The 19069-nt window shown below is 59.5% G+C and carries 15 protein-coding genes; 3 read left to right on the top strand and 12 right to left on the bottom strand.

The genetic code is table 11. From position 1 onward, the window contains the following. Positions 1 to 11: 11 nt before the first annotated feature. The 3 genes from Q1A07_RS21385 to Q1A07_RS21375 form a co-directional block, all read right to left on the bottom strand. Positions 12 to 1949 carry an acyltransferase family protein gene (locus Q1A07_RS21385; RefSeq protein WP_299784485.1) on the bottom strand — a complete coding sequence of 646 codons (1938 nt, stop codon included), beginning with the start codon at positions 1947 to 1949 and terminating at the stop codon, positions 12 to 14. Between the two features lie 33 nt (positions 1950 to 1982). Next, positions 1983 to 3983, bottom strand: coding sequence for an acyltransferase family protein (locus Q1A07_RS21380; protein ID WP_299784483.1), 2001 nt, complete (start codon positions 3981 to 3983; stop codon positions 1983 to 1985). A gap of 87 nt (positions 3984 to 4070) precedes the next feature. Further along, entirely contained in the window at positions 4071 to 5045 is a 975-nt protein-coding gene (locus Q1A07_RS21375) for a glycosyltransferase family 2 protein (protein WP_299784482.1), read from the bottom strand. A 318-nt stretch (positions 5046 to 5363) separates the two neighbouring features. On the opposite strand from Q1A07_RS21375, the gene xrtD reads away from it, so the two are divergent. Further along, positions 5364 to 6905 carry a VPLPA-CTERM-specific exosortase XrtD gene (gene xrtD, locus Q1A07_RS21370; RefSeq protein WP_366523826.1) on the top strand — a complete coding sequence of 514 codons (1542 nt, stop codon included), beginning with the start codon at positions 5364 to 5366 and terminating at the stop codon, positions 6903 to 6905. Between the two features lie 32 nt (positions 6906 to 6937). Here the strand turns inward: xrtD and Q1A07_RS21365 are convergent, their stop codons facing one another. Beyond that, a complete protein-coding gene (locus tag Q1A07_RS21365) occupies positions 6938 to 7996 on the bottom strand; it encodes an acyltransferase (protein ID WP_299784478.1) in 1059 nt (352 codons plus the stop codon). Positions 7997 to 8474: 478 nt separating this feature from the next. Between Q1A07_RS21365 and Q1A07_RS21360 the strand changes: the two genes are divergently transcribed. Continuing rightward, positions 8475 to 9224 (top strand): glycosyltransferase, encoded by a 750-nt coding sequence (locus tag Q1A07_RS21360; RefSeq protein WP_299784476.1) that lies wholly within the window; start codon positions 8475 to 8477, stop codon positions 9222 to 9224. A 14-nt stretch (positions 9225 to 9238) separates the two neighbouring features. Here the strand turns inward: Q1A07_RS21360 and Q1A07_RS21355 are convergent, their stop codons facing one another. From Q1A07_RS21355 to Q1A07_RS21325, 7 genes are read right to left on the bottom strand one after another with little or no spacing between them, the layout of a single operon-like run. Further along, positions 9239 to 10231: a polysaccharide pyruvyl transferase family protein gene (locus Q1A07_RS21355; RefSeq protein ID WP_299784474.1), complete on the bottom strand. Its 993-nt coding sequence runs from the start codon at positions 10229 to 10231 to the stop codon at positions 9239 to 9241. A 22-nt stretch (positions 10232 to 10253) separates the two neighbouring features. Then, positions 10254 to 11633: an oligosaccharide flippase family protein gene (locus Q1A07_RS21350; protein WP_299784472.1), complete on the bottom strand. Its 1380-nt coding sequence runs from the start codon at positions 11631 to 11633 to the stop codon at positions 10254 to 10256. 13 nt (positions 11634 to 11646) lie between these two features. Next, positions 11647 to 12540 carry a glycosyltransferase family 25 protein gene (locus Q1A07_RS21345; protein ID WP_299784470.1) on the bottom strand — a complete coding sequence of 298 codons (894 nt, stop codon included), beginning with the start codon at positions 12538 to 12540 and terminating at the stop codon, positions 11647 to 11649. Positions 12541 to 12544: 4 nt separating this feature from the next. Then, positions 12545 to 13348: a WecB/TagA/CpsF family glycosyltransferase gene (locus Q1A07_RS21340; RefSeq protein ID WP_299784468.1), complete on the bottom strand. Its 804-nt coding sequence runs from the start codon at positions 13346 to 13348 to the stop codon at positions 12545 to 12547. A gap of 2 nt (positions 13349 to 13350) precedes the next feature. Beyond that, entirely contained in the window at positions 13351 to 14280 is a 930-nt protein-coding gene (locus Q1A07_RS21335; RefSeq protein WP_299784466.1) for a class I SAM-dependent methyltransferase, read from the bottom strand. Positions 14281 to 14316: 36 nt separating this feature from the next. Then, entirely contained in the window at positions 14317 to 15186 is an 870-nt protein-coding gene (locus Q1A07_RS21330; protein ID WP_299784464.1) for a hypothetical protein, read from the bottom strand. A 29-nt stretch (positions 15187 to 15215) separates the two neighbouring features. Beyond that, complete coding sequence (locus Q1A07_RS21325; RefSeq protein ID WP_299784462.1) at positions 15216 to 16313, bottom strand: Gfo/Idh/MocA family oxidoreductase; 1098 nt, start codon at positions 16311 to 16313, stop codon at positions 15216 to 15218. A 301-nt stretch (positions 16314 to 16614) separates the two neighbouring features. Between Q1A07_RS21325 and Q1A07_RS21320 the strand changes: the two genes are divergently transcribed. After that, a complete protein-coding gene (locus Q1A07_RS21320; RefSeq protein ID WP_299784460.1) occupies positions 16615 to 18030 on the top strand; it encodes a mannose-1-phosphate guanylyltransferase/mannose-6-phosphate isomerase in 1416 nt (471 codons plus the stop codon). Positions 18031 to 18600: 570 nt separating this feature from the next. On the opposite strand, the gene Q1A07_RS21315 is transcribed toward Q1A07_RS21320, so the two are convergent. After that, positions 18601 to 19069, bottom strand: a 469-nt coding sequence (locus tag Q1A07_RS21315; protein ID WP_299784458.1) for a hypothetical protein, incomplete at its 5' end; no start/stop codon positions are given.

Below are 19069 nucleotides of genomic sequence, written 5' to 3'. Positions count from 1 at the left end.
GGCGGGGCCTCCTAGAACATGTCTGCCAGACTGTCTGCCAGCACCTGTGCAAAATACCCCTGCATGTGCCGCGCCATATGCGTGGCATCGGTAAAGACCGGCTTGCCGTTCCAGAGTGCCGGACAGGTTCCCGACCGGCAGAGATCATCCACCAGCGACACACGGCGCACACCACGCTCCTGCAAAGCCTCGAACTGGGCAAAGAGATGGGCGAATTGCGCGTCGTAATCGGCCCGGGGCATATCCAGCGGCCATTGGGTGCCAAAGGCGGCCGCCCGCGCCAGCGCCTGAGGCACCGGGTGCCGGGCGCGGTACATCGGGTCGACCAGAATGACCGCCTTGCCCGCCTGCTGCAAACGCACAACCGTTTCTGCCAGCTTTGTCTCGAACATCTTCAGACCGCTGGCTCCCTGCAGCAGGACACCGTCATAGAAATAGCTGCCACCCGCAGAATAGGGGCGCGTCCAGGCGGATGCGATCAGTACCGTCTTGATCTGCGGTGTATTTTCAGCCCGGGCAAAGACATCGCGCACAAAGTCACGACATTGAAAACGGCCTGCGTCACGCACGGGCAGGCATCCGTAAGCAAACGACAGCACTGCCGAGGCCCCTTGCTGACGCAGCATAAGATCCAATGCGCCTGACAGGGCATAAAGATGGCTGTCCCCGATCAGCAATGTCTCGGGAACCGCATCCGCATCCCCGACAATGCAATCAAACCGGACCCCGCCACTGGAGTACTCGCATCCGATAAACTCCCGGGGGGCATCAGATGTATAGCTGAGCACCTGACGGACCTGCGGGTCAAAACGCGCCGGCAGACCCTGGGTGGTGAAGATCAGCGCACAAACCGCCAGCACACCGGCCTGCAGTCCCGCCGTCAGCCCCAGAAAGCGCTGCGGCGCAGGAAGCCACCGGCCCGTACGCACCGGTGTTTCCACGCAAGCGTAGATCACCGCTGCCAACAGGATCGACAGGCCGAACCCCGATGCTCTCAGGATCAGCGTATCCTCTGCAAACCCGTCCTGCAGGATGATCTTGACCGGCCAGTGCACCAGGTAAAGCGGGTAGGAAATATTTCCGAAAAAGACCATTGGCCGGCTCGACAAGAGACGGCTGAGCGGTGTGTGCATGTCCTGCCCCGCCACGATGAACAGAACACCTGACAGGACCGGCAGCGCCGCAAACCAGCCTGGAAAGGCGATCTGCCCGTGGTGCAGTACCATGGCCGCCCCCAGCAGCAGGACAGCTGCCGGACCGGCCAGACGCACAAAGGCCTTCGGCAGCGGGCCCCGCTGCACCACCATGGCCAACACGCCCCCTGCCATCAATTCCCATGCCCGGGTCGGCAACAGGTAAAAGGCTGCCTGCGGTTTCCAGTAGGAAGCAAACCAACCCAGTGCAAAAGACCCCAGCATAAAAACCACGACAATACCCAGAAGCTGCCCGGACCGGCCGCGGCACAGCCTGTAAAGCCCGATCAGGAACAACGGGTAAAACAGGTAGAACTGCTCCTCCACGGCAAGTGACCACATGTGCAGCAGCGGCTTGCTGTCGGCCTGTACGCCAAAATAGTTCACCGACCGCCACAAATAGATGTTGATGCCGTAAATCGAGGAAAACAGCGTCTCCCAGGCCAGTTCCTCAAAGAGCGCGGGCAGAAACAGAATCCACCCGGCAAGCAGATACAGGACCAGCACAACCAGCATGGCCGGGTACAGGCGTCGTACCCGCCGATAGTAGAACGTGCCCAGACGGAATTTGCCCGCAGACAGCCCGTCGGTGATGATACGGGTGATCAGAAAACCCGAGATCACGAAAAAGATGTCCACGCCGATGAAACCGGCCTCGCCAATCGGCAAAAGCCTGAAGTGGAAGATACAAACCAGCAGGATCGCGACGGCACGCAAGCCATCGATATCCGGGCGGTATGCCATCTTATGAGACACGGGCATGGCCTCGGTGTCCGGATGACGGCGGTCTCATTCCCCGGCTCCCACCAGATAGGGTCTGATCACGGGGGCAAGGCTTCGGGCTCTGGCAATCGTCAGGTGGTTCCCATCACGGTAGAAGGGCACACCCTCTGCCCAGACAACACAACGCTCGCCCGGGCAGAAGATGTCACCCAACCGCATCAAACGTACGTCGGAATCCTGCTCGGCCTGCACAAATCGATCCCGCACAAAGGCCTCGTAATGGGCCACCTCCGCACGCAGCGGCCCGGAGGGCAGCGGCCTGTCCAGCCACAGCGCACGGGCCACCGTGCTGGGGACATCAAAGGGGCTGTCAGGCACCTGCGACACCAGGATCACACGTTTGCCGGCGGCCTGTAACGCCTCGATCGTGCGGACCAGGCCCCGTTCGAACACCGGATGGTTGCCTGCTGCCTCCGTAGGCTGCTCCGCATCCCACAGCGTAACAGGCGCGCTTGTGGAATTCCCCAACCCCCTGCCCTGCGCGTAGATGCTCCAGCGTGACACCAGGAACACCTGTTCGATGGTCGGCGTGTCGCGGATATATTCTAAGAACAGCTGGTTGCCTTCGGCACAATTGGCGAATTCCGGGTTGCGGCGCTGGACACCGACAAAGGGCAGGCACCCACTGTTGCCGACAGAGGCCCCGGCGCGCGATACCTGCTCTGCTGCCGTGACAAAGGCCGGCAAAAGCGCCCCGGCGTGCGAATCTCCCCAGACGGCGAAGTCAGGCGCGCCGGAGCCAAAGGTACAGACCTGATGGGCGGCACGGCCCTCTCCGCCAAGCGTGCTGCAATTGTCCCGTCGCCAACTGTCGTGGCGCAGCGACAGCGCCGCATTGACCGCCGGTGGATAACGGTTGATGAACCCGTCTTTCAGATCGACCACCAGGGCAACCGCGCCGAAAACCATCATGAGCACCACCCCGAAGGTCAGGGTCGATTTCCGGGTCGCCAACAGGGACCGGGTCCGGAAAGGCCGCTCGACGAAATGCCAGCTCAGCGTCGCCATGACGACCGATAGCAAGACGATCCCATACATCTCTACCGGCTCAGGCTCCTCAAGCCGCCAGAACCGGTAGAACACGATCAACGGCCAGTGCCACAGGTACAGCGAGTAGGAAATGAGCCCGACAAACCGCATCGGCGCCAGCGAAAGAAACGCCCCAACGGCGGTGGCCTGCCGGGTCGAACTGTAGATGATCGCCACCGTTCCCAGCACCGGCACAATGGCCGCACTGCCCGGAAACACGGTGCCATGATCAAAATTCAGGATCGCGTAGAAGATGGCCCCAAGCCCCAGTGCGCCGATGATCTGCGCAGCCAGCCCGGTTGCAAAGAACCGACGTGGCAGGATCGCCAGCAAGGCCCCCGCAAGAAGCTCCCAGGCGCGGGTGGGGGCAATGTAGAAGGCGGTATCGGGGTTAAGTCCGGTCAGGATGATACAGAACGCCAGGGACAGGACCAACAGCAGCGCCGTCAGCGGCAGCAGCCAACTCTGCCGGTACTTGGCGACGATCAGAAGATAGACGGGAAAGACGATGTAGAACTGCTCTTCCACTGCCAGCGACCACATGTGCAGCAATGGTTTGACTTCGGCAGCACCGGCAAAATAGCCCGTGTCTCCCATGAAGTAGTGATTGGCCAGAAAGAAGGTCGAAAAAAACAGGCTGCGCGCGAATTCGTTGAACTCATCCCATAGCAACAACCCGGATGCCAACACCATTGAGACCGCGAAAACCGTGAACAAGGCAGGGAAGATGCGCCGGACCCGGCGCTCGTAAAAAGTCAGCAGGGAAAACCGGTCGCGCTGGATATCCTGGAACAGGATACCCGTGATCAGAAAGCCGGAGATGACAAAGAAAACATCCACACCGACAAATCCACCGGACATCCAGGAGACCCCGGCGTGATATAACACAACCGGCACGACGGCGATCGTACGCAAGCCATCGATTTCCGGCCTGTAACCATGTGAGGGGGAGGTCTGTTGCACGCGGACTGTACTCATCTTTGATCTTGGGCGGTACCGGGGCGTGTCATCGCCGGTTGGAACGGCCTTTGGCAAGAGGGCGGACACATGATGGTCTGCGCCTTTTCACGATCCTTCCGGCTTTTCAAGCTGGTGAAGTTCACTCTGTGACGCCTCTCCCGCACTGTGGGACACGTCACGCCGCGCCGCCTCGATCTCGGCCACGGCCCGAGCCTTACCGACCACAAGAGCCCGGCGCTGATAGGCTCTGATAAAGGCGATCAGGTCCTGATCCCCATGGCGTTCTGCGCCGCGCATCCAGGCGCCGAAGTATCCCACCAGCATGGCCACCCCCCCCAGGACAAAGGGACGCTGACGGGCCTTGTTGAGTGCCGAAGCCAGCATGAACAACGGATGCGTGCCCATGTAGTACTGCCCGAACCCGTGCCGCCGCCTGCCGGTGAAGATACTCTGCTGACTGGATCCCATGGGCCGCAGGTGTTCGAACCGCAGGTCAGGATCGTCCCAGCTGACCGGGGCCCACCCCATCTGCCGCGCCTTGTGGCAATCAATGCCATCCCACATCACCTCGCGCACAAAGCCCCCGATTTGCCGGAAACAGGCGACCGAATAGAGTTTTGTCATGCCCAGGGACATCTCATCCCCAATCTGCTCGCTGACCAGCTCACCGGCGGCATTGCGGAAGTAGGCCTTGCCCGAACACGTCCCGATCCGGGGGGTCTCTTCCATCCGGCCAATCAGGATCTCGAAGTACCGGGGCGGCAGGTCGAGATCGAGATCGAGCTTGCACAGATATGAGAAATCATCGAGCGAAACAGTGTCTAACCCGGCATAAAAGGCCTCAATGACGCCCGGGCCCACCGCACGGTGCCCGCGGTCCGGCTTTTGCACGACGCGGATCCAGTCATGGGCTGCTGCATACTCCGCAAGGATCGCGGGCGTCTCATCGGTAGAGCCGTCATCAACGATGACCCAGAGACCGGGTTGAGCCGTCTGGGCGACCATGCTGTCGAGCGTACGGCGCATGTACTCCGCCTCGTTGCGGCACGGGGAAATCACGACATAGCGTTTGGACGACACAAGCGGGCTCCTTGAGGGCTGGCGCGCAGGGACGCCTGAATTCTTGTGCGACAATCAGACGGCTTCTTCAAGATCAGAGCCTGATGTCCCCCCAGCGATGGAAACGAATTTCCGAGCGGCCGCATATTGTTTCTGCAAAACCACGATTTCCGTGTCATAAAGTGAATAAAGATTTCGTTATAACTGATCTATCTGCTATCCCCTGCGACAAGATTTTTGCTATCAGTTGTCCATTAGTCATTTCCGAGTTTCAGCATGTCTCTTTCCAGTACAGATTTTCAAGGTCGCACAGACTTAGGCAAACTGCTCAACGGGGGCATGTTCTGGCTCTTGATCGCGCTGCTTGGTGCAGGCGTCTTTTTCGCAGATGGCATCAATGCACTGCTGACTGCATGGCAATTACCCGAATACAGCCACGGACCCCTTATCCCTGTCCTCTCGGCGCTGCTCTTTCTGCGCCAGCTCAAGGAAATCCCTTTCCAGCCCGGTCCCAAGAACGACCGCTGGCCCGGTGTCCTGCTGATCGTTTTTTCCTTGCTTTTCGGTCTGTTGGGCATCCTGTCCAACATCCATGACATCGTTGCCTATGCCCTGATCCTGTGGATTGGGGGCGTGCTGCTGGTCAGCTGGGGCTGGCAGACCGGCAAGCTCTTCTGGCCACCGGTGCTGCACCTGGTCTACATGCTGCCCCTGCCCGATACGATCTATTACAAGACCACCACATCGCTCCAGTTCATCTCGTCGGAAATGGGCGTGTGGTTCCTGAGATTGCTGTCGATCCCGGTTTTCCTGGATGGCAACATCATTGACCTGGGTGTGCTCAAATTACACGTGGCCGAGGCCTGCTCGGGCCTGCGCTACATGTTCCCCATCCTCAGCTTCTCCTACATCTTCGCCGTGCTCTACCGTGGGCCGATGTGGCACAAGGCGGTACTGCTGATTTCCGCGGTGCCGATCGCAATCCTGATGAATTCGGTGCGCATCGCGGTCGCAGGCGTCATCGTGCAGTATTACGGCATCGAATGGCTCGAAGGGTTCACGCATTTCTTTGAGGGCTGGGTGATCTTCCTCGCCTGCATCCTTCTGCTCTTTTTCCTGGCCTGGCTGATGCTGTTCCTACGGCGGGACCGGATGTCCCTGGTCGAAGCACTGGATCTCGACACCGACGGCCTGGGCACACAGGCCATGCGGTTGCAGTATGTCATGCCCTCCAAGGCCCTGATCGTCGCAGCGCTCTGCGGCGTCATCGCTGCCGCAGGCCTGCAGGCGCTGCCCGAACGGGGCAACAGCGCGCCGGAACGCGACAGTTTTGCATTGTTCCCGCGCACCCTGGGCGACTGGAAACAGAAAGGCACACGCGCCTTTCTGACCAAGGCAATCGAAATCAACCTGGGCGCTGATGATTATCATCAGGTCACCTTCACCAAGGCTGGCGAACAACAGAACGTAAACCTGTTCATGGCCTGGTACGATGACCAGAGCAATGGCGGCGTGCACTCTCCCGAAGTCTGCCTGCCCGGCGCGGGCTGGGAAATTGCCTGGCTGGAACGGTCCGACGTGACCGAGATCATGGGAGGCGACACGCCTTTCCGCCTCAACCGTGCCATCATCCAAAAGGGTGAAACACGTATGATGGTCTACTACTGGTTCCAGCAGCGCGACCGCCGCATCGCATGGGACTTCGCAGCCAAGTACTGGCTGATGGTGGATGGGATCACCACGGGCCGGACAGATGGAGCGCTGGTGCGCCTGACCACATTGATCACACCCGGCGAAAGCAATGAAAGCGCCGAAGGGCGCCTGCAGGACATGCTGCGGGAAATGCAGGGTGCGCTGCCGAGATTTATCCCGGTCGACTGATCCATCCGTCCCGCATCCGGTCGCGGCCCGCTTTAGGACACCCTTCCTTGCGATACAGGCGGGGTTTTCTTTTTCATCCTGATCCCGAGGAACAGCAGCGGTGCAATCGGCAGCCTCAGGATCAGCGCCGAGGTCAGGATTGGGCCGATCAGGCCTACCGCGACCCCTGCTGCAAAAACCGGCAAATCGGGGGCTGTGGGCCAGAACCGATGCACAACCTCCAGAAATCCGCCGGTGAAAAACACGTGAAAAAGGAAGATGGCATAGGAATGCTGGCCGATACGGGCCAGGAACGAAATCTCCGGACGCACCAAAAGCAGCAGTGAACACCCCGACAGGCCAATGAACAACCGCAGCAAACGCTGCTGGTGAAAACTCGGTTCAAAGACGTTCAGGATGCTGGCCAGTTTCACCAGTAACAGCCCGACCAACAGTACGCACAGCCCCCTCCTGACCCGTTTGACGAGATACGCCCTGTCCACCAGCGCCCGCATGTGTGCCTGATTGGCCCACAGGTAGCCACACATGAAATAGGGAGCGATATAGAGCGCGTTCAGGCTGGCAAACAGGTTGGGCGTCCAGATGACCCGCGCCACCCAGAACCCGCCCGCCAGCACGATGACAGCCCCCGCAATCAGCAACGCCCTGTTCCCGGAGATCAGGTTGAAGCCGTAAAACAGCGTCATGATCAGGAAGGTTGCGGGCAGAAACCACAGATAGGTATAGGGCAGATAGAACAGCTCGACATAGGGCGGGACCGACCGCCCCATAGACAAATGCACCAGCCAATACACGGTGCCAACAGATATCATCGGCACCATCAATCGGCGGAATTTGCGCGCCACGGCATTTGAAAATTGCGCGATACTGCCGACATGCGCCCGGAAGATATACCCCGAGATAAAGCTGAACAGCGGCATCCGAAAATCGACAAACAGGAGCATCGACAAGAAGAGATAATGCCCTGACGGCAGTTCCATACCCGCCTGCGGGTGCGGCCCGACCACGTGATACATCACCAGCCCGAAACAGGCCGCCCCGCGCAACGTCTCGATATATGTCAGCTTGGGTCGGGGAGAAGGCGCAGACATTTCAGATATCACTCACTCAACGCGCCTGTCCGGCAGAGTATTGCACGAATTCAGCACTCATTATCAAATTCGATCCAGTGCAGTAAAGCGACCCTAGTTCAAGAGTCTAATCATTGAAATGTGCGATATCAGACCAAGGATATCGCAATGCCCCCTCAAAAGAATTGTGTGGAGGTCCGGCATCTGAAGAACTCTTTCTCGACCACCACGCCGCCCTGCAGATCCTGCAGGAGATACGCCCCGATCGACAGCGACAATTTACGGTGCGGCCTCAACCGGGATCCTCTGCATCGCCGGGCAGAATACCAGCTTGCGCCTGCGCGCGGATCAACGCATCGAAATCGTGGCATGTTTCATGAATATCACGCCCGGAAGCCACGGATTAGGGACACTTTGGACCCGGGACATGCGTGTTGACTGCACAGGTCTTTTAACGCATCTATCCGGCCAGAAGGGCGGATAAAAAGGACGTCGACCCATGCAGCAGCCGCCTTTCGTCAGCATCCTGATGCTGACCCACAACGCCCCCGATCTGGTGCGCATCACGATCGATACGCTGCGCGCAAAAACCGATGGCGTGACCTATGAGCTTGTCGTCGTCGACAATGCTTCCGACCCGGAAACCGTGGAACTGGTCAAGGCCTATGAGGCGTCGGGGGACATCGACACGCTTATCCTGTCCGAGCGCAATACGCTTTTTGCAGAAGGCAACAATATCGCAGCCCGCGCCGCAACCTCCCAGGCCACGCATTTCTGCCTTCTCAACAGCGACATCGAGATCAGGCAGGCTGACTGGCTGAGCACGCTGCTGGCGCGCCATACCAGTGGGGTCACCGCTTTCGGAATGCAGCAAGACCCGCTGCGGGTGGATGGCTACTGCCTGCTGATTGATGCCCCGCTTTACCGGGCTGAGGAACTGGACGAGTCGCACCAATGGTGGTGGTCGGTGACCAAACTGCAGGGCAACCTGCTAACGGCAGGCCATTCGGTGCAGGGTTTTTTCGAACATGAAACCTACCTGCATCACTTTGGAGGCGGCAGTGGCGATGCTTTCAAATCGGCCCAGGGCATGAACGTGACCCGCGACGAGGTCCACGGCTGGTTTCACGGCCACAAGCCGCGCATCCTTGATCCCTGGCCTTTCAAGGCGAAAATGGCTCTCACCAAGATACAGCGCAAATTACGCAACGCACCCCACCGCATTTTCCGCCTACTGAAGCGGCAGTAGCGCTGGGGGACATCTCACCCCCCTGCCCTTTCGGACATCACCGCCCGCAACGTATCGACATCTGCGACCCGGCGGGCCAGGCCGAAGTCGCCCCAGGCCTCGATGTGGCGACCGATCTTGCCATAGACATTGTCGAGCACCACATGCGGGCGCCGCATCAGCGCGGCAATCAGATGCACATGCAGCCGGTCGCTCACGATTTGGCGGGCCGGCGCCATATGCGCCACTCCCGCCTGCACCCGCATCTGTGCCTGGCGGCGATACATGGCCTCCCGATGCGCCATGGCGGGGCGGGCAAAAGGTGCATAGAGCTTTTGCCGGATCCTGTCGGGCAGGGTCCAGACATCGGGGGCGGGCCAGTCGGTGATCTCACCCAGGCTTTCCAGGTAGGTGATGGCATCCCCCCAGACGGATTCCCGATCCCCCCGCATGAAACTGATCACGTCGGTCACCGGGTCGTTTGCCGGCAGGTGGTGAATATTCACCGCCGCATCCGGCGCCATCTGCACCGCGCAGTCAAAATGGGCCTGGGCAAATTCCAGGCTGGGCTGGTCCCGCACCAACAGGGTGACCTGGCCATGGGCCGCGATGGCCCGGGCCGTTTCATCTCGCCCCTTCTCATTGTCGAAATGCACCGATTGCGGCAGCTGCACCAGGGGCCGCCCCTTCAGAACCTCCATGGCCCGCAATCGAAAGGTCTGGTGCTGGGGCCAGATGTCCCCGAAATTACCACCCCCATGGATGAACACCGGCCCCTCGGGCACATATTCTGCAACCTCCGCCGGATCTTCCGCATAGGTGTTCACAAAAGAGGCCGGGCGGCGCACATAGGCATCGAAAAACGCCATCTCCCCAACCCAGATCGCGCTGTCGCCCACGTTGCTGTGATTTGGAAAGTCCATCAGCGCAAAAGGCTGATCAGGCTCTATAAAGGGGGAAACCGCGTCCCGGTAGACATCACTCAGCCTGTTGAAAGACCCAGCAGCATCCAGAGTATCAGGTGTCATATTGCTCGGTTTCCTTGTTACTTCATTGCAGGAGGTTCAGGTCAAACGCAAGGAGCAGAGCGTCCCAGTTGAACCAGGAGATCGCCAGTACAAGCACAAGGCCCAACGTCATCAGCATCAGGTCTCCCTTGATATCCCAGGCGGCGTAACGGGAAATGAACCGTGCCCGCATCGGATAGAGCAGCAAGTTGGCAACAGCGGGCGCGATCAGGGCGCCGGCCACGCCGAACCATGTGATCCCCGCAAGGATGATGGAAAGCTGAAGAGCTGCCATGCTCCCGTTCAGATAGAAATGACGCTTGCTGTCGCCATTGCCGATCAGCGCCTCCTGTGCCCCGACAAAGGGGCTGATCAGAATACCGCGCAGCGCGATCAGCACAATCATCGGTCCCGCCAGCGCATAACGCGGATCGTAAAGCACATCGACCACCCAAACCCCCAGGATTGCCAGCACGGCGCACATCCCCATGGACATCAGCGCCACCATGCGCCGGGCCCGGAACAGGTTGCGCTGGTTATCCGTGCTCTGCTGCGCTGGTTTGATCCGGTAGAGCGGGAAGATCACCGTTTGTGCAATCGCCCGGCTGACCTGACCCGGGGCGGCCCCCAGCATGATGGCGATGTTCAGCACACCGAAAACAGCGATCGGAAGATAAGCCCCCAGAATTATCCGGTTGCCCATGTTGATGAGGAAAGAGGCACCCGTGCTGAGGAAGATGAAGAACCCGAAGGTCAGGGTCTCTTTCACGATTGCCCAGTCCCAGTGCAGCCGGTTGCTCTTGCCCGGAAGCACCATATGCATGACGATGACACGCATGACCGACGCCACCAGCGTACCGGCAACCAGCGCCCAGACGGAACGCAGCCAATAGGCCAGCAGGGCCGTGACGATGAGACCGGCCAGCTGTGTGCACAAGCGCAGCACCACGACCCGTTCGATGGTGATTTCGCGATTGGCCTCGGCTTCCTTGGTCGTCTTGAACCCTTCGATGAAGAGCGACAGCGCCGCGATGGGTAACAGCACGGTCAAGAGTGGCTGGTCGTAGATATAGGCGGCCGGAAAGGCCAGCGCACAGGCCCCGACCCACAGGATCACTCCGCGAATGATCTGCATCGTCCAGAGCGTATCGAGAAACACCCGCTCGCCGCCACGCTTGTGCTGGATCAGCATGGTGTGGATGCCCACGTCCGAAAATGTCTGCAGACCGTAGATAAACACCTGTGTCAGCGCCATCAGGCCAAAGGCTTCCGGAAACAGCAACCGCGTCAGGACCAGGTTGGCCAACAGCCGCAGGAAATCGCGCCCGCCCACGTTGAGAATGGTAAAACCCGTGCCGCGCAGGGCACGGGCGCGCGTGGACATGCCGCGGAAAGGGTTGAGCAGAGCGGAAAGGCTCGTCATGATGTCATGTTTCTCATTCTGCCGAGGCCTCTGATCCCAGGGCCTTCCGGGCGGGCTCCACATGTGAACTGGAGGCCGAGTGGAAGGCAACCTTACGCGTTTCAACAGGCTCTAACCGTGCAAACTCTTCGAGTTTACGGGCTTTGCGGGCCTCGCGGATACGGCGGAAATCCCAGTCAAAGAGGCGCCGCATGCGCAGCCGTGTCTGCTTGATCATATTCATGCCCGGTGTCTCATCGCGGCCTGACAACCGGTTGGCCGATATACTGTCATCGATTTCAGTCTGGACGTCATCGTCAGGGTCGAACAGGCGATACTGAACCGCCGCCGAGGGGTCCAGCTTCCAGATATCAAACGACCAGAAGGCCTTGCTGTCCTGATCAAACATGAACCGGTCCACCGGCACGAAATACCCGCGCGAGGCTTCCAGCAGGCGGCGCGCGCCCCGCTGTGTCACGAAGTAACACCCGGTCGAATACTCCGTTCCCAACAAACGATACAGGTTGCGACCGTTTTCCAGACCGACAGGCACCGTGCCATAGGCACATATGTTCCGCACCCCCTGATCAATCTTGATGACATCGGCCTGCTGCAACAGCGTGTCGGGAAACCGGATCTGACCAAAATCCGACGCGATCACCACATCATCTTCGATCACGAAAGCACCGGGCAGGTTTTCGGCCACCACGTGCCGCCAGAACCACCTGTGGCTTTCAAAGCATCCGATCTCCCCATGGGTCAGCGTCGCATAGCCGGCCACTGCGGCCTGCGCGCGGACCGCCGGATCACGTCCCAGCGCGGCCCCTAACCGGGTCAACGGCAGATCGAGTGCTGCAAACTGCTCTTCCATGAAAGCCCGGCGCCGGACGTGATGATCCAGATTGATCAGAAAGGTGGGATAGATCATCCTGTTATCCAAACGGGTCCCGATATATCCCGATCTTCTGCTTCAGCACCGCCCATAGGAAAGGCGGCTCATGCACGACATAGCGGTGAAACCGTGCGCGCGGTTCCTTGAGCAGACGATAAAGCCATTCAAAGCCCCATTCTGTGATCCAGACGGGCGGACGGTCAAAAGTGCCGCTCTCGTAATCGATTGTGCCTCCCAGCGGCAGCCACAGCTTCACGCCGGGCATCCGGTCACGGTAGGTCATGATGAACTTCTCCTGCCGCCCACCGGCAAGCCCCACCACGCAGACGGTCGCACCCGAGGCATTGATTGCCTCGATCATCCGCTCAATTTCAGCCTGATTAGTGTCGAAATCAAAATCCGGTGCATCCACACCCACGATCATTTCGCGCCCGACCTTGGCATTCACATTGTCCCGCGCCAGTTCGGCAATACCGGGTTTGCCGCCGCACAGGAACACGGTGATATCCGGGTTGTCCTTGTGGTGCATGTAGAACTTGGGGAAGTAGTCGGAGCCCGACACCCGCTCGCGCACCGGGGTGCCCAGAAATTTGGTCGCGAAATACATGATCTGGCTGTCGCAGGTGATCACATCGAAGTTGTCGATGATGTCATAGAAGGCGCGATCCTTCTGCAACTTCATGATCATATCCACATGCAGGGTCAGCATGGCTCCTTCGGTGAAATCCGCGACGAGATCATCCATGGCAATATCATGCACATAGGCGTTGAGCATCTGCACGCGCTTGCCAACAGCAAGCCCGCCGCGGGATGCCTCGGCCTTGAGGGTCGGCTCATGTTTCATGGTCAATCGGGGTCCTTTCGGGCAACGATGCGCTGCATGTCACGCAGGTTGAGGGTGAACCGCAGCCGATTGAGCCGGGTGGCTGCGGACAGGCTGCCCAGGGCAGAGCGCAGTTTTTCACTTCCCGAAATCGTGCCGACGTTCCACAGGAACCGTTCCATCGACAGGGTGCGGCCCACCGCCCGCGTATCCACTTCGGAAAAGCCCGCCTTTTCATAGGTGCGCCGCAGGGTGTCGAAGGTAAAGAAATAGGTATGGCCTTCGCATTTCACGCTGCGTTCGCGGTGGCGCAGCAGTTTGAACATCAACGTGTCATAGCGCGGCGTTTCGATCACCATGTGACCGCCGGGTTTGAGAATCCGGTGAATTTCGCGCAGCGTCTCCACCGGATCGGGCAAATGCTCGATGACATGCAGCATGATGACCACATCCGCCGACGCATCCGGCAGCTTGGCCGCCTCCAGCGTCATCGGAATCGTCTCTATTCCGTGGATTTCCTGCGTATGGGCAGGTAATTCACGCCAGGGATCGACCCCCAGCACATCCCAGCCCTCATCCTTGAAACTGCGGAGCAGGTAGCCCAGGCCACTGCCCACTTCGACCACGCGACCGCCGTTGGGGTAGAGCTTGCGGATCACCTGGCGGGTCGGTTCAAAATCCCGGACCTGACCAGATTCCTTTTCATAGCGCCAGCGAAAGGGGTGCGATGTGTCCGTGGTCACCCCCTTGAGAAGCCCCTCTGCTTCCCATTGTTCATAATCCTCGTGATCCACGAAACGCGCGCGCGGACTGGAATACATCAGCCTGCATTTGCTGCATGCCACGATTTGCGCAGGTTGCGCCTTGCCCTTGGGAAAAACGACATCGACGTCTTCAGAGCCGCATAGATTGCAGATAATATTGTCTTCGGTAATCTCGGTAATCTTATTCATAATAACCACCTCGCTCAGGAATGGCCGTCCTGGCGATCACGCCGGGGCGGCCATGTATTTATCGACCAACGCCTTGGTCCCGCGAATATTGCCCGCCGAAGAGGCGCCGAACACGATCGATTCCACGCCGGGCAGTTCCGAAATCCAATGGATCGCCTCATCCGCAGGAATGGCGCCCGAGGCATAGACGGACATCGCAACCGCGCGCACTCTACCGGATTTCAGTGCATCCAGATAGGCGTCAAAGCCCCCCGACATGCGGAAACCGATCTTGTTGATGTTCGAACAGATGATCGGGCGCTCGATCCCCTCCGCTTCCAGCGCGTTCAGCAGAGCCGGCATGTTCATCGTGATATAGGCAGGCTCGGCCTGATATTTTTCCCGGATGTGATCGTCGAAAATCCGGAACGCGCGGGTGAAACCCATTCCGAGCAGAAGATCGGTAAAGACGTTCTGGATGAAGACCACCGGCGCGCGCACGCCCTCGAACATCTTCATTTCCATATCGATGAGCACACGGGCAATCCCGTCCACCTCCTTGGTGGCCAGCGCCTTGCTGCCCGCAAGCGCCGTGGACAGCAGCCCATCCTTCGGCATGAATTCCTTCAGCGCCCCCACCATGCCGTGTTCGGTAACCGCATTGGCGTATTTATGGGCATAGGGCATGCAGGGGTAGAAGGTGAAATCCGCATAGCGCGCCGGATCCGCCTTCACCCGCCTGGCGATATCGGCAATCCGGTCATGGGTAGTGCACATGAAGGTCTGGATGCCGGCATCATAGGCCACGTCCAGCACGTCCATGATGGCCTCGGTTTTCTGAAACCGCATGGCCTGGGCGCGGGCCTTTTCCTCGGACATGTGATTGATGCCGAAAAACTGGTTATCGCCAAAGAGAAGCCTGTCCATAATCGTCACTCGTTCCTTTAAAACAGTCTCTAACTGCGCCCAAACCAGCCACGTTTGGCCGGTTTGGAAGGCGCATTGACAATCGGGGCCTCGCCAACGGAAACACCGGTTTCGGCATTCTCGATGATCATCGCCATGGTGCGGTCGGTCTGCACGGCAGAGGCAAAATCATTCTCTCTTGCCGCCTCCTGCCCGGCCTTCACGGCCTGAATGAATTCATCCAGCTGGGCCGAATATTCTTCGCCGCGCAGGTAGAACCACCGATCTCCGGTCAGTTCGGTTGTGTATTTCACCGTCCAGCCATCGGTATATTCCGGCAGGCCCTCGACCGGTTTGCGCAAGTAGGCCTGGCATTCCTGGCGGTCGGCATAGAGACGCCCGTTGGTGCCAATCAGGCTGATCTTGGTGGACATCTTACGGTGGCTCTCGTCAGACCAGTTCACCGACAGCTGGGCCGTCGGCCCGTTGTCCCAACGCAACGTCGAGAACACCTCGTCGTCGGTCCCGTCCGAAAACACCTGCCCCAGATGCGACCCCATGACCTGCGCCGGGGCGCCGAAATACCAGTTCAGCAGGTTCAGCGGGTGCGCGGCATAGTCATAAAGGCACCCGCCGCCTTCAGCCTTTTGCGTGCGCCAGGTCGCGCGCTTGGGGCGCAGCACCACAGGGCCGTAAGCCTCGGCCAGCACATGGGTAATCCGGCCAATGGCCCCGGCCTCCACCAGTCGTTTCATCTCCTGGAACGCGCCGACATAGCGGTAATGATACCCCACCTGCGCCACGCGTCCCGCCTCTGCGGCCTGCTCGGTCAGGCGCTGGCTGTCCTGCCAATCCAGACAGAACGGTTTTTCGCAAAACACATGCAGCCCCTTGTCCAGAGCCGCCTTGACCATCGGCGCATGCAGCCGGGACGGTGTCGCAATCACCACCGCGTCGAGCTCGGCCTGCGCGAGCATCTGGTCATATTCCTTGTAGATCGGCGTATCGATGTTCTTGCCCAGCACATCGACCATGAACCCTGCCCCGTCACAGGCGATGGCTTCGACATCCGGATGGGCATTTACCATCGCAAAATGGCTCAGACCCATTTTACCCAGCCCGACAACGGCAACTCTTACTTTCTGCACGGCGGCCCCACCTTCAATAAATCAAACAAACAACAGATATAAAACACCACGCACGGGCGGCATAAGCCTGTGTCGGTTTATCCGCCATCTGCCCCCTGATGCAACTGCTATAGGGCCGCAATGAGGCAGACTTGCGAAGCTTCACGATTCCATAGCGAAACTTTGCCAGAATTCGCGCCAGATATCCCCGATACGGGCAGGCCATGTCTCTGAAAGTCATAGGCCACCCGATCTTGACCCTTGATCGGCATTCCAAAAACTGAAATCCGTAGAAGTACTCTGCAAAGAAAGATAATCTGAAATGATAACACCTGTTTTGCTCTGTGGTGGCTCTGGCACGCGCCTCTGGCCGTTGTCGCGAAAATCCTACCCCAAGCAATTTGCTGCCCTGTTGGGGGACGAAACGTTATTTCAGGCCTCTGCGCTGCGCCTGTCCGGCAAGGACTACAACGCCCCTGTCGTGGTCACCGCATCCGACTTCCGGTTCATCGTCACCGAACAGCTGCAGGCGGTGGCAATCGATCCCGGCGCCATTCTGATCGAACCCGAAGGGCGCAATACCGCCCCCGCCATTCTGGCTGCCGCCCTGCATGTCGCCGCAAGCGATCCCGAAGGGCTGATGCTGGTTGCCCCTTCCGATCACGTGGTCCCGGACGCGGATGCCTTTCGCGCCGCGGTCGCGGCCGGCGTGCCCGCCGCGCAGAATGGCCAGCTGGTCACCTTCGGGATCACCCCGACGCATCCCGAAACGGGGTATGGGTATCTGGAACTGGCGGCCCCGCCAGAGGGTCTGGCCCCCGCGGCCCTGACCCGATTTGTCGAGAAACCCGATGCTGACCGCGCGCAGGCCATGTTCGAGGACGGCAAGCACCTATGGAACGGTGGCATCTTCCTGTTCCGCGCCTGTGACATACTGGAGGCCTTCCGAACCAGCGCACCGGCCTTGTTAGAGCCTGTTTCCAGGGCCTATGAGACCGCGCAGGCCGATCTTGGGTTTCTCAGGCTGGCGCCTGAAAGCTGGCAGCAGGCCGAGAATATCTCGATCGACTACGCAGTCATGGAAAAGGCCGACAACCTCTGCGTCGTCCCCTATACTGCGGGCTGGTCCGATCTGGGCGGTTGGGATGCCATCTGGCGCGAATCCGGCCCGGATGGTGACGGCGTCGCCACAAGCACCAACGCGACGGCCATTGACTGCCACGACACATTGCTGCGGTCCGAATCCGGAAATCTGGAGCTGGTGGGCATCGGACTGGAGAACATCATTGCCATCGCCATGCCCGATGCGGTGCTGGTGGCCGATAAATCCCGCGCCCAGGACGTCAAAAAGGCGGTCTCCGCGCTCAAGGCCAAATCTGCCCTGCAGGCGGAGGCCTTCCCCAAGGATCACCGCCCCTGGGGCTGGTTTGAAAGCCTGGTGATCGGGACCCGGTTCCAGGTCAAACGCATCCTGGTACATCCCGGCGCGGCCCTGTCGTTGCAATCGCATCATCACCGGTCAGAGCATTGGATCGTCGTAGAAGGCACAGCAAAGGTCACCGTCGGCGACGAGGTGAAACTGGTCAGTGAAAACCAGTCCGTCTATATTCCGTTGGGTGCCAAGCACCGGATGGAGAACCCCGGAAAGGTCCCCATGGTGCTGATCGAGGTTCAGACGGGCAGCTATCTCGGCGAAGATGACATCATCCGTTTCGAAGACGTTTACGCCCGGCAATAAGACCTTCTTCCAGCGATTTTTACCAAGGCCCGTTCCGCCCGCGGCGCGGGTCTTGTTTATATATTCCGGCTGCTCCCCGGAGTTTGGCAGGATTCCGCCCCTGTGGAAAAACGGGCCGGCAAAAATTTGGAACTGACTTTCAATAGCTTGCCTGACCGGCGGCAAATTCCCGCTTAGATTGTAGCTTGTTCAGATTTTCGCCTGATTGACCCCCCCTCTTTGCGCAGTAGGTTCCGCGCAACAACAACAGACCAGAACAGGCATCATTTCAATCACGGGCAATACAAGCCGGGTTTCATGGGTACATCCGGAACGAGAATCATGCGTCACGACCACACGCTATCAGCGTGCGCATTGCCTCCGTTCCTCCACAATCGTTTCTCAGTTTAGTCACACTTATGAATGAGTATTAACCAATCGTTAACCATGGCGGCGGCGCGGAGTGATCCGAAATCGCCACCGCATAAAGGCGAACGTAACAAGTGCAGAAGTAACATGTCCCGGCCGGTCTGGCCAAAAACTGCAATCTAGATAGGCCGTGAGCACGGCAAAGTGGACAAGAAAGTAAAATCAACATGTTAGCAGCACTACTGAGCCTGCTCGGCGTCGCGGGAATCGCGGGCGGCGTAGGAAAGTCCGAGGATAAGAACGGTCTGGGACACATCCTGCCAACCGCCGGGAATAGCGATAAGCATACCCCACCCCCTGCCCCAAGCCCCGCGCCGGAACCAGCGCCAGTACCACCTGCTCCTGCACCGGAACCAACACCCGCACCTGCGCCAACGCCCGAACCAGAACCAGAACCAGAACCAACACCTGCACCTGCGCCGGACCCAACGCCAGAACCGGAGCCAACACCTGCGCCCGCCCCTGCTCCGGCACCAACGCCAGAGCCGGAGCCGGAACCGGAGCCAACGCCTGAACCAGAACCAACGCCCGAACCGGAGCCAACACCTGCGCCTGCGCCGGAGCCAACACCCGAACCAGAACCAACACCGGCCCCTGCGCCAGCACCCGCGCCCGCCCCTGCTCCGGCACC

The organism is uncultured Roseobacter sp. (assembly GCF_947492555.1).
Classification (GTDB): Bacteria; Pseudomonadota; Alphaproteobacteria; order Rhodobacterales; family Rhodobacteraceae; genus Roseobacter.
This window is presented reverse-complemented; position numbering and strand designations above follow the sequence as displayed.

Coding starts and splice junctions, on each gene's coding strand:
- Q1A07_RS21380 (WP_299784483.1), bottom strand. CDS start 3,983: ATGAGTACAGTCCGCGTGCAACAGACCTCCCCCTCACATGGTTACAGG.
- xrtD (WP_366523826.1), top strand. CDS start 5,364: ATGTTCTGGCTCTTGATCGCGCTGCTTGGTGCAGGCGTCTTTTTCGCA.
- Q1A07_RS21365 (WP_299784478.1), bottom strand. CDS start 7,996: ATGTCTGCGCCTTCTCCCCGACCCAAGCTGACATATATCGAGACGTTG.
- Q1A07_RS21360 (WP_299784476.1), top strand. CDS start 8,475: ATGCAGCAGCCGCCTTTCGTCAGCATCCTGATGCTGACCCACAACGCC.
- Q1A07_RS21355 (WP_299784474.1), bottom strand. CDS start 10,231: ATGACACCTGATACTCTGGATGCTGCTGGGTCTTTCAACAGGCTGAGT.
- Q1A07_RS21350 (WP_299784472.1), bottom strand. CDS start 11,633: ATGACGAGCCTTTCCGCTCTGCTCAACCCTTTCCGCGGCATGTCCACG.
- Q1A07_RS21345 (WP_299784470.1), bottom strand. CDS start 12,540: ATGATCTATCCCACCTTTCTGATCAATCTGGATCATCACGTCCGGCGC.
- Q1A07_RS21340 (WP_299784468.1), bottom strand. CDS start 13,348: ATGAAACATGAGCCGACCCTCAAGGCCGAGGCATCCCGCGGCGGGCTT.
- Q1A07_RS21335 (WP_299784466.1), bottom strand. CDS start 14,280: ATGAATAAGATTACCGAGATTACCGAAGACAATATTATCTGCAATCTA.
- Q1A07_RS21330 (WP_299784464.1), bottom strand. CDS start 15,186: ATGGACAGGCTTCTCTTTGGCGATAACCAGTTTTTCGGCATCAATCAC.
- Q1A07_RS21320 (WP_299784460.1), top strand. CDS start 16,615: ATGATAACACCTGTTTTGCTCTGTGGTGGCTCTGGCACGCGCCTCTGG.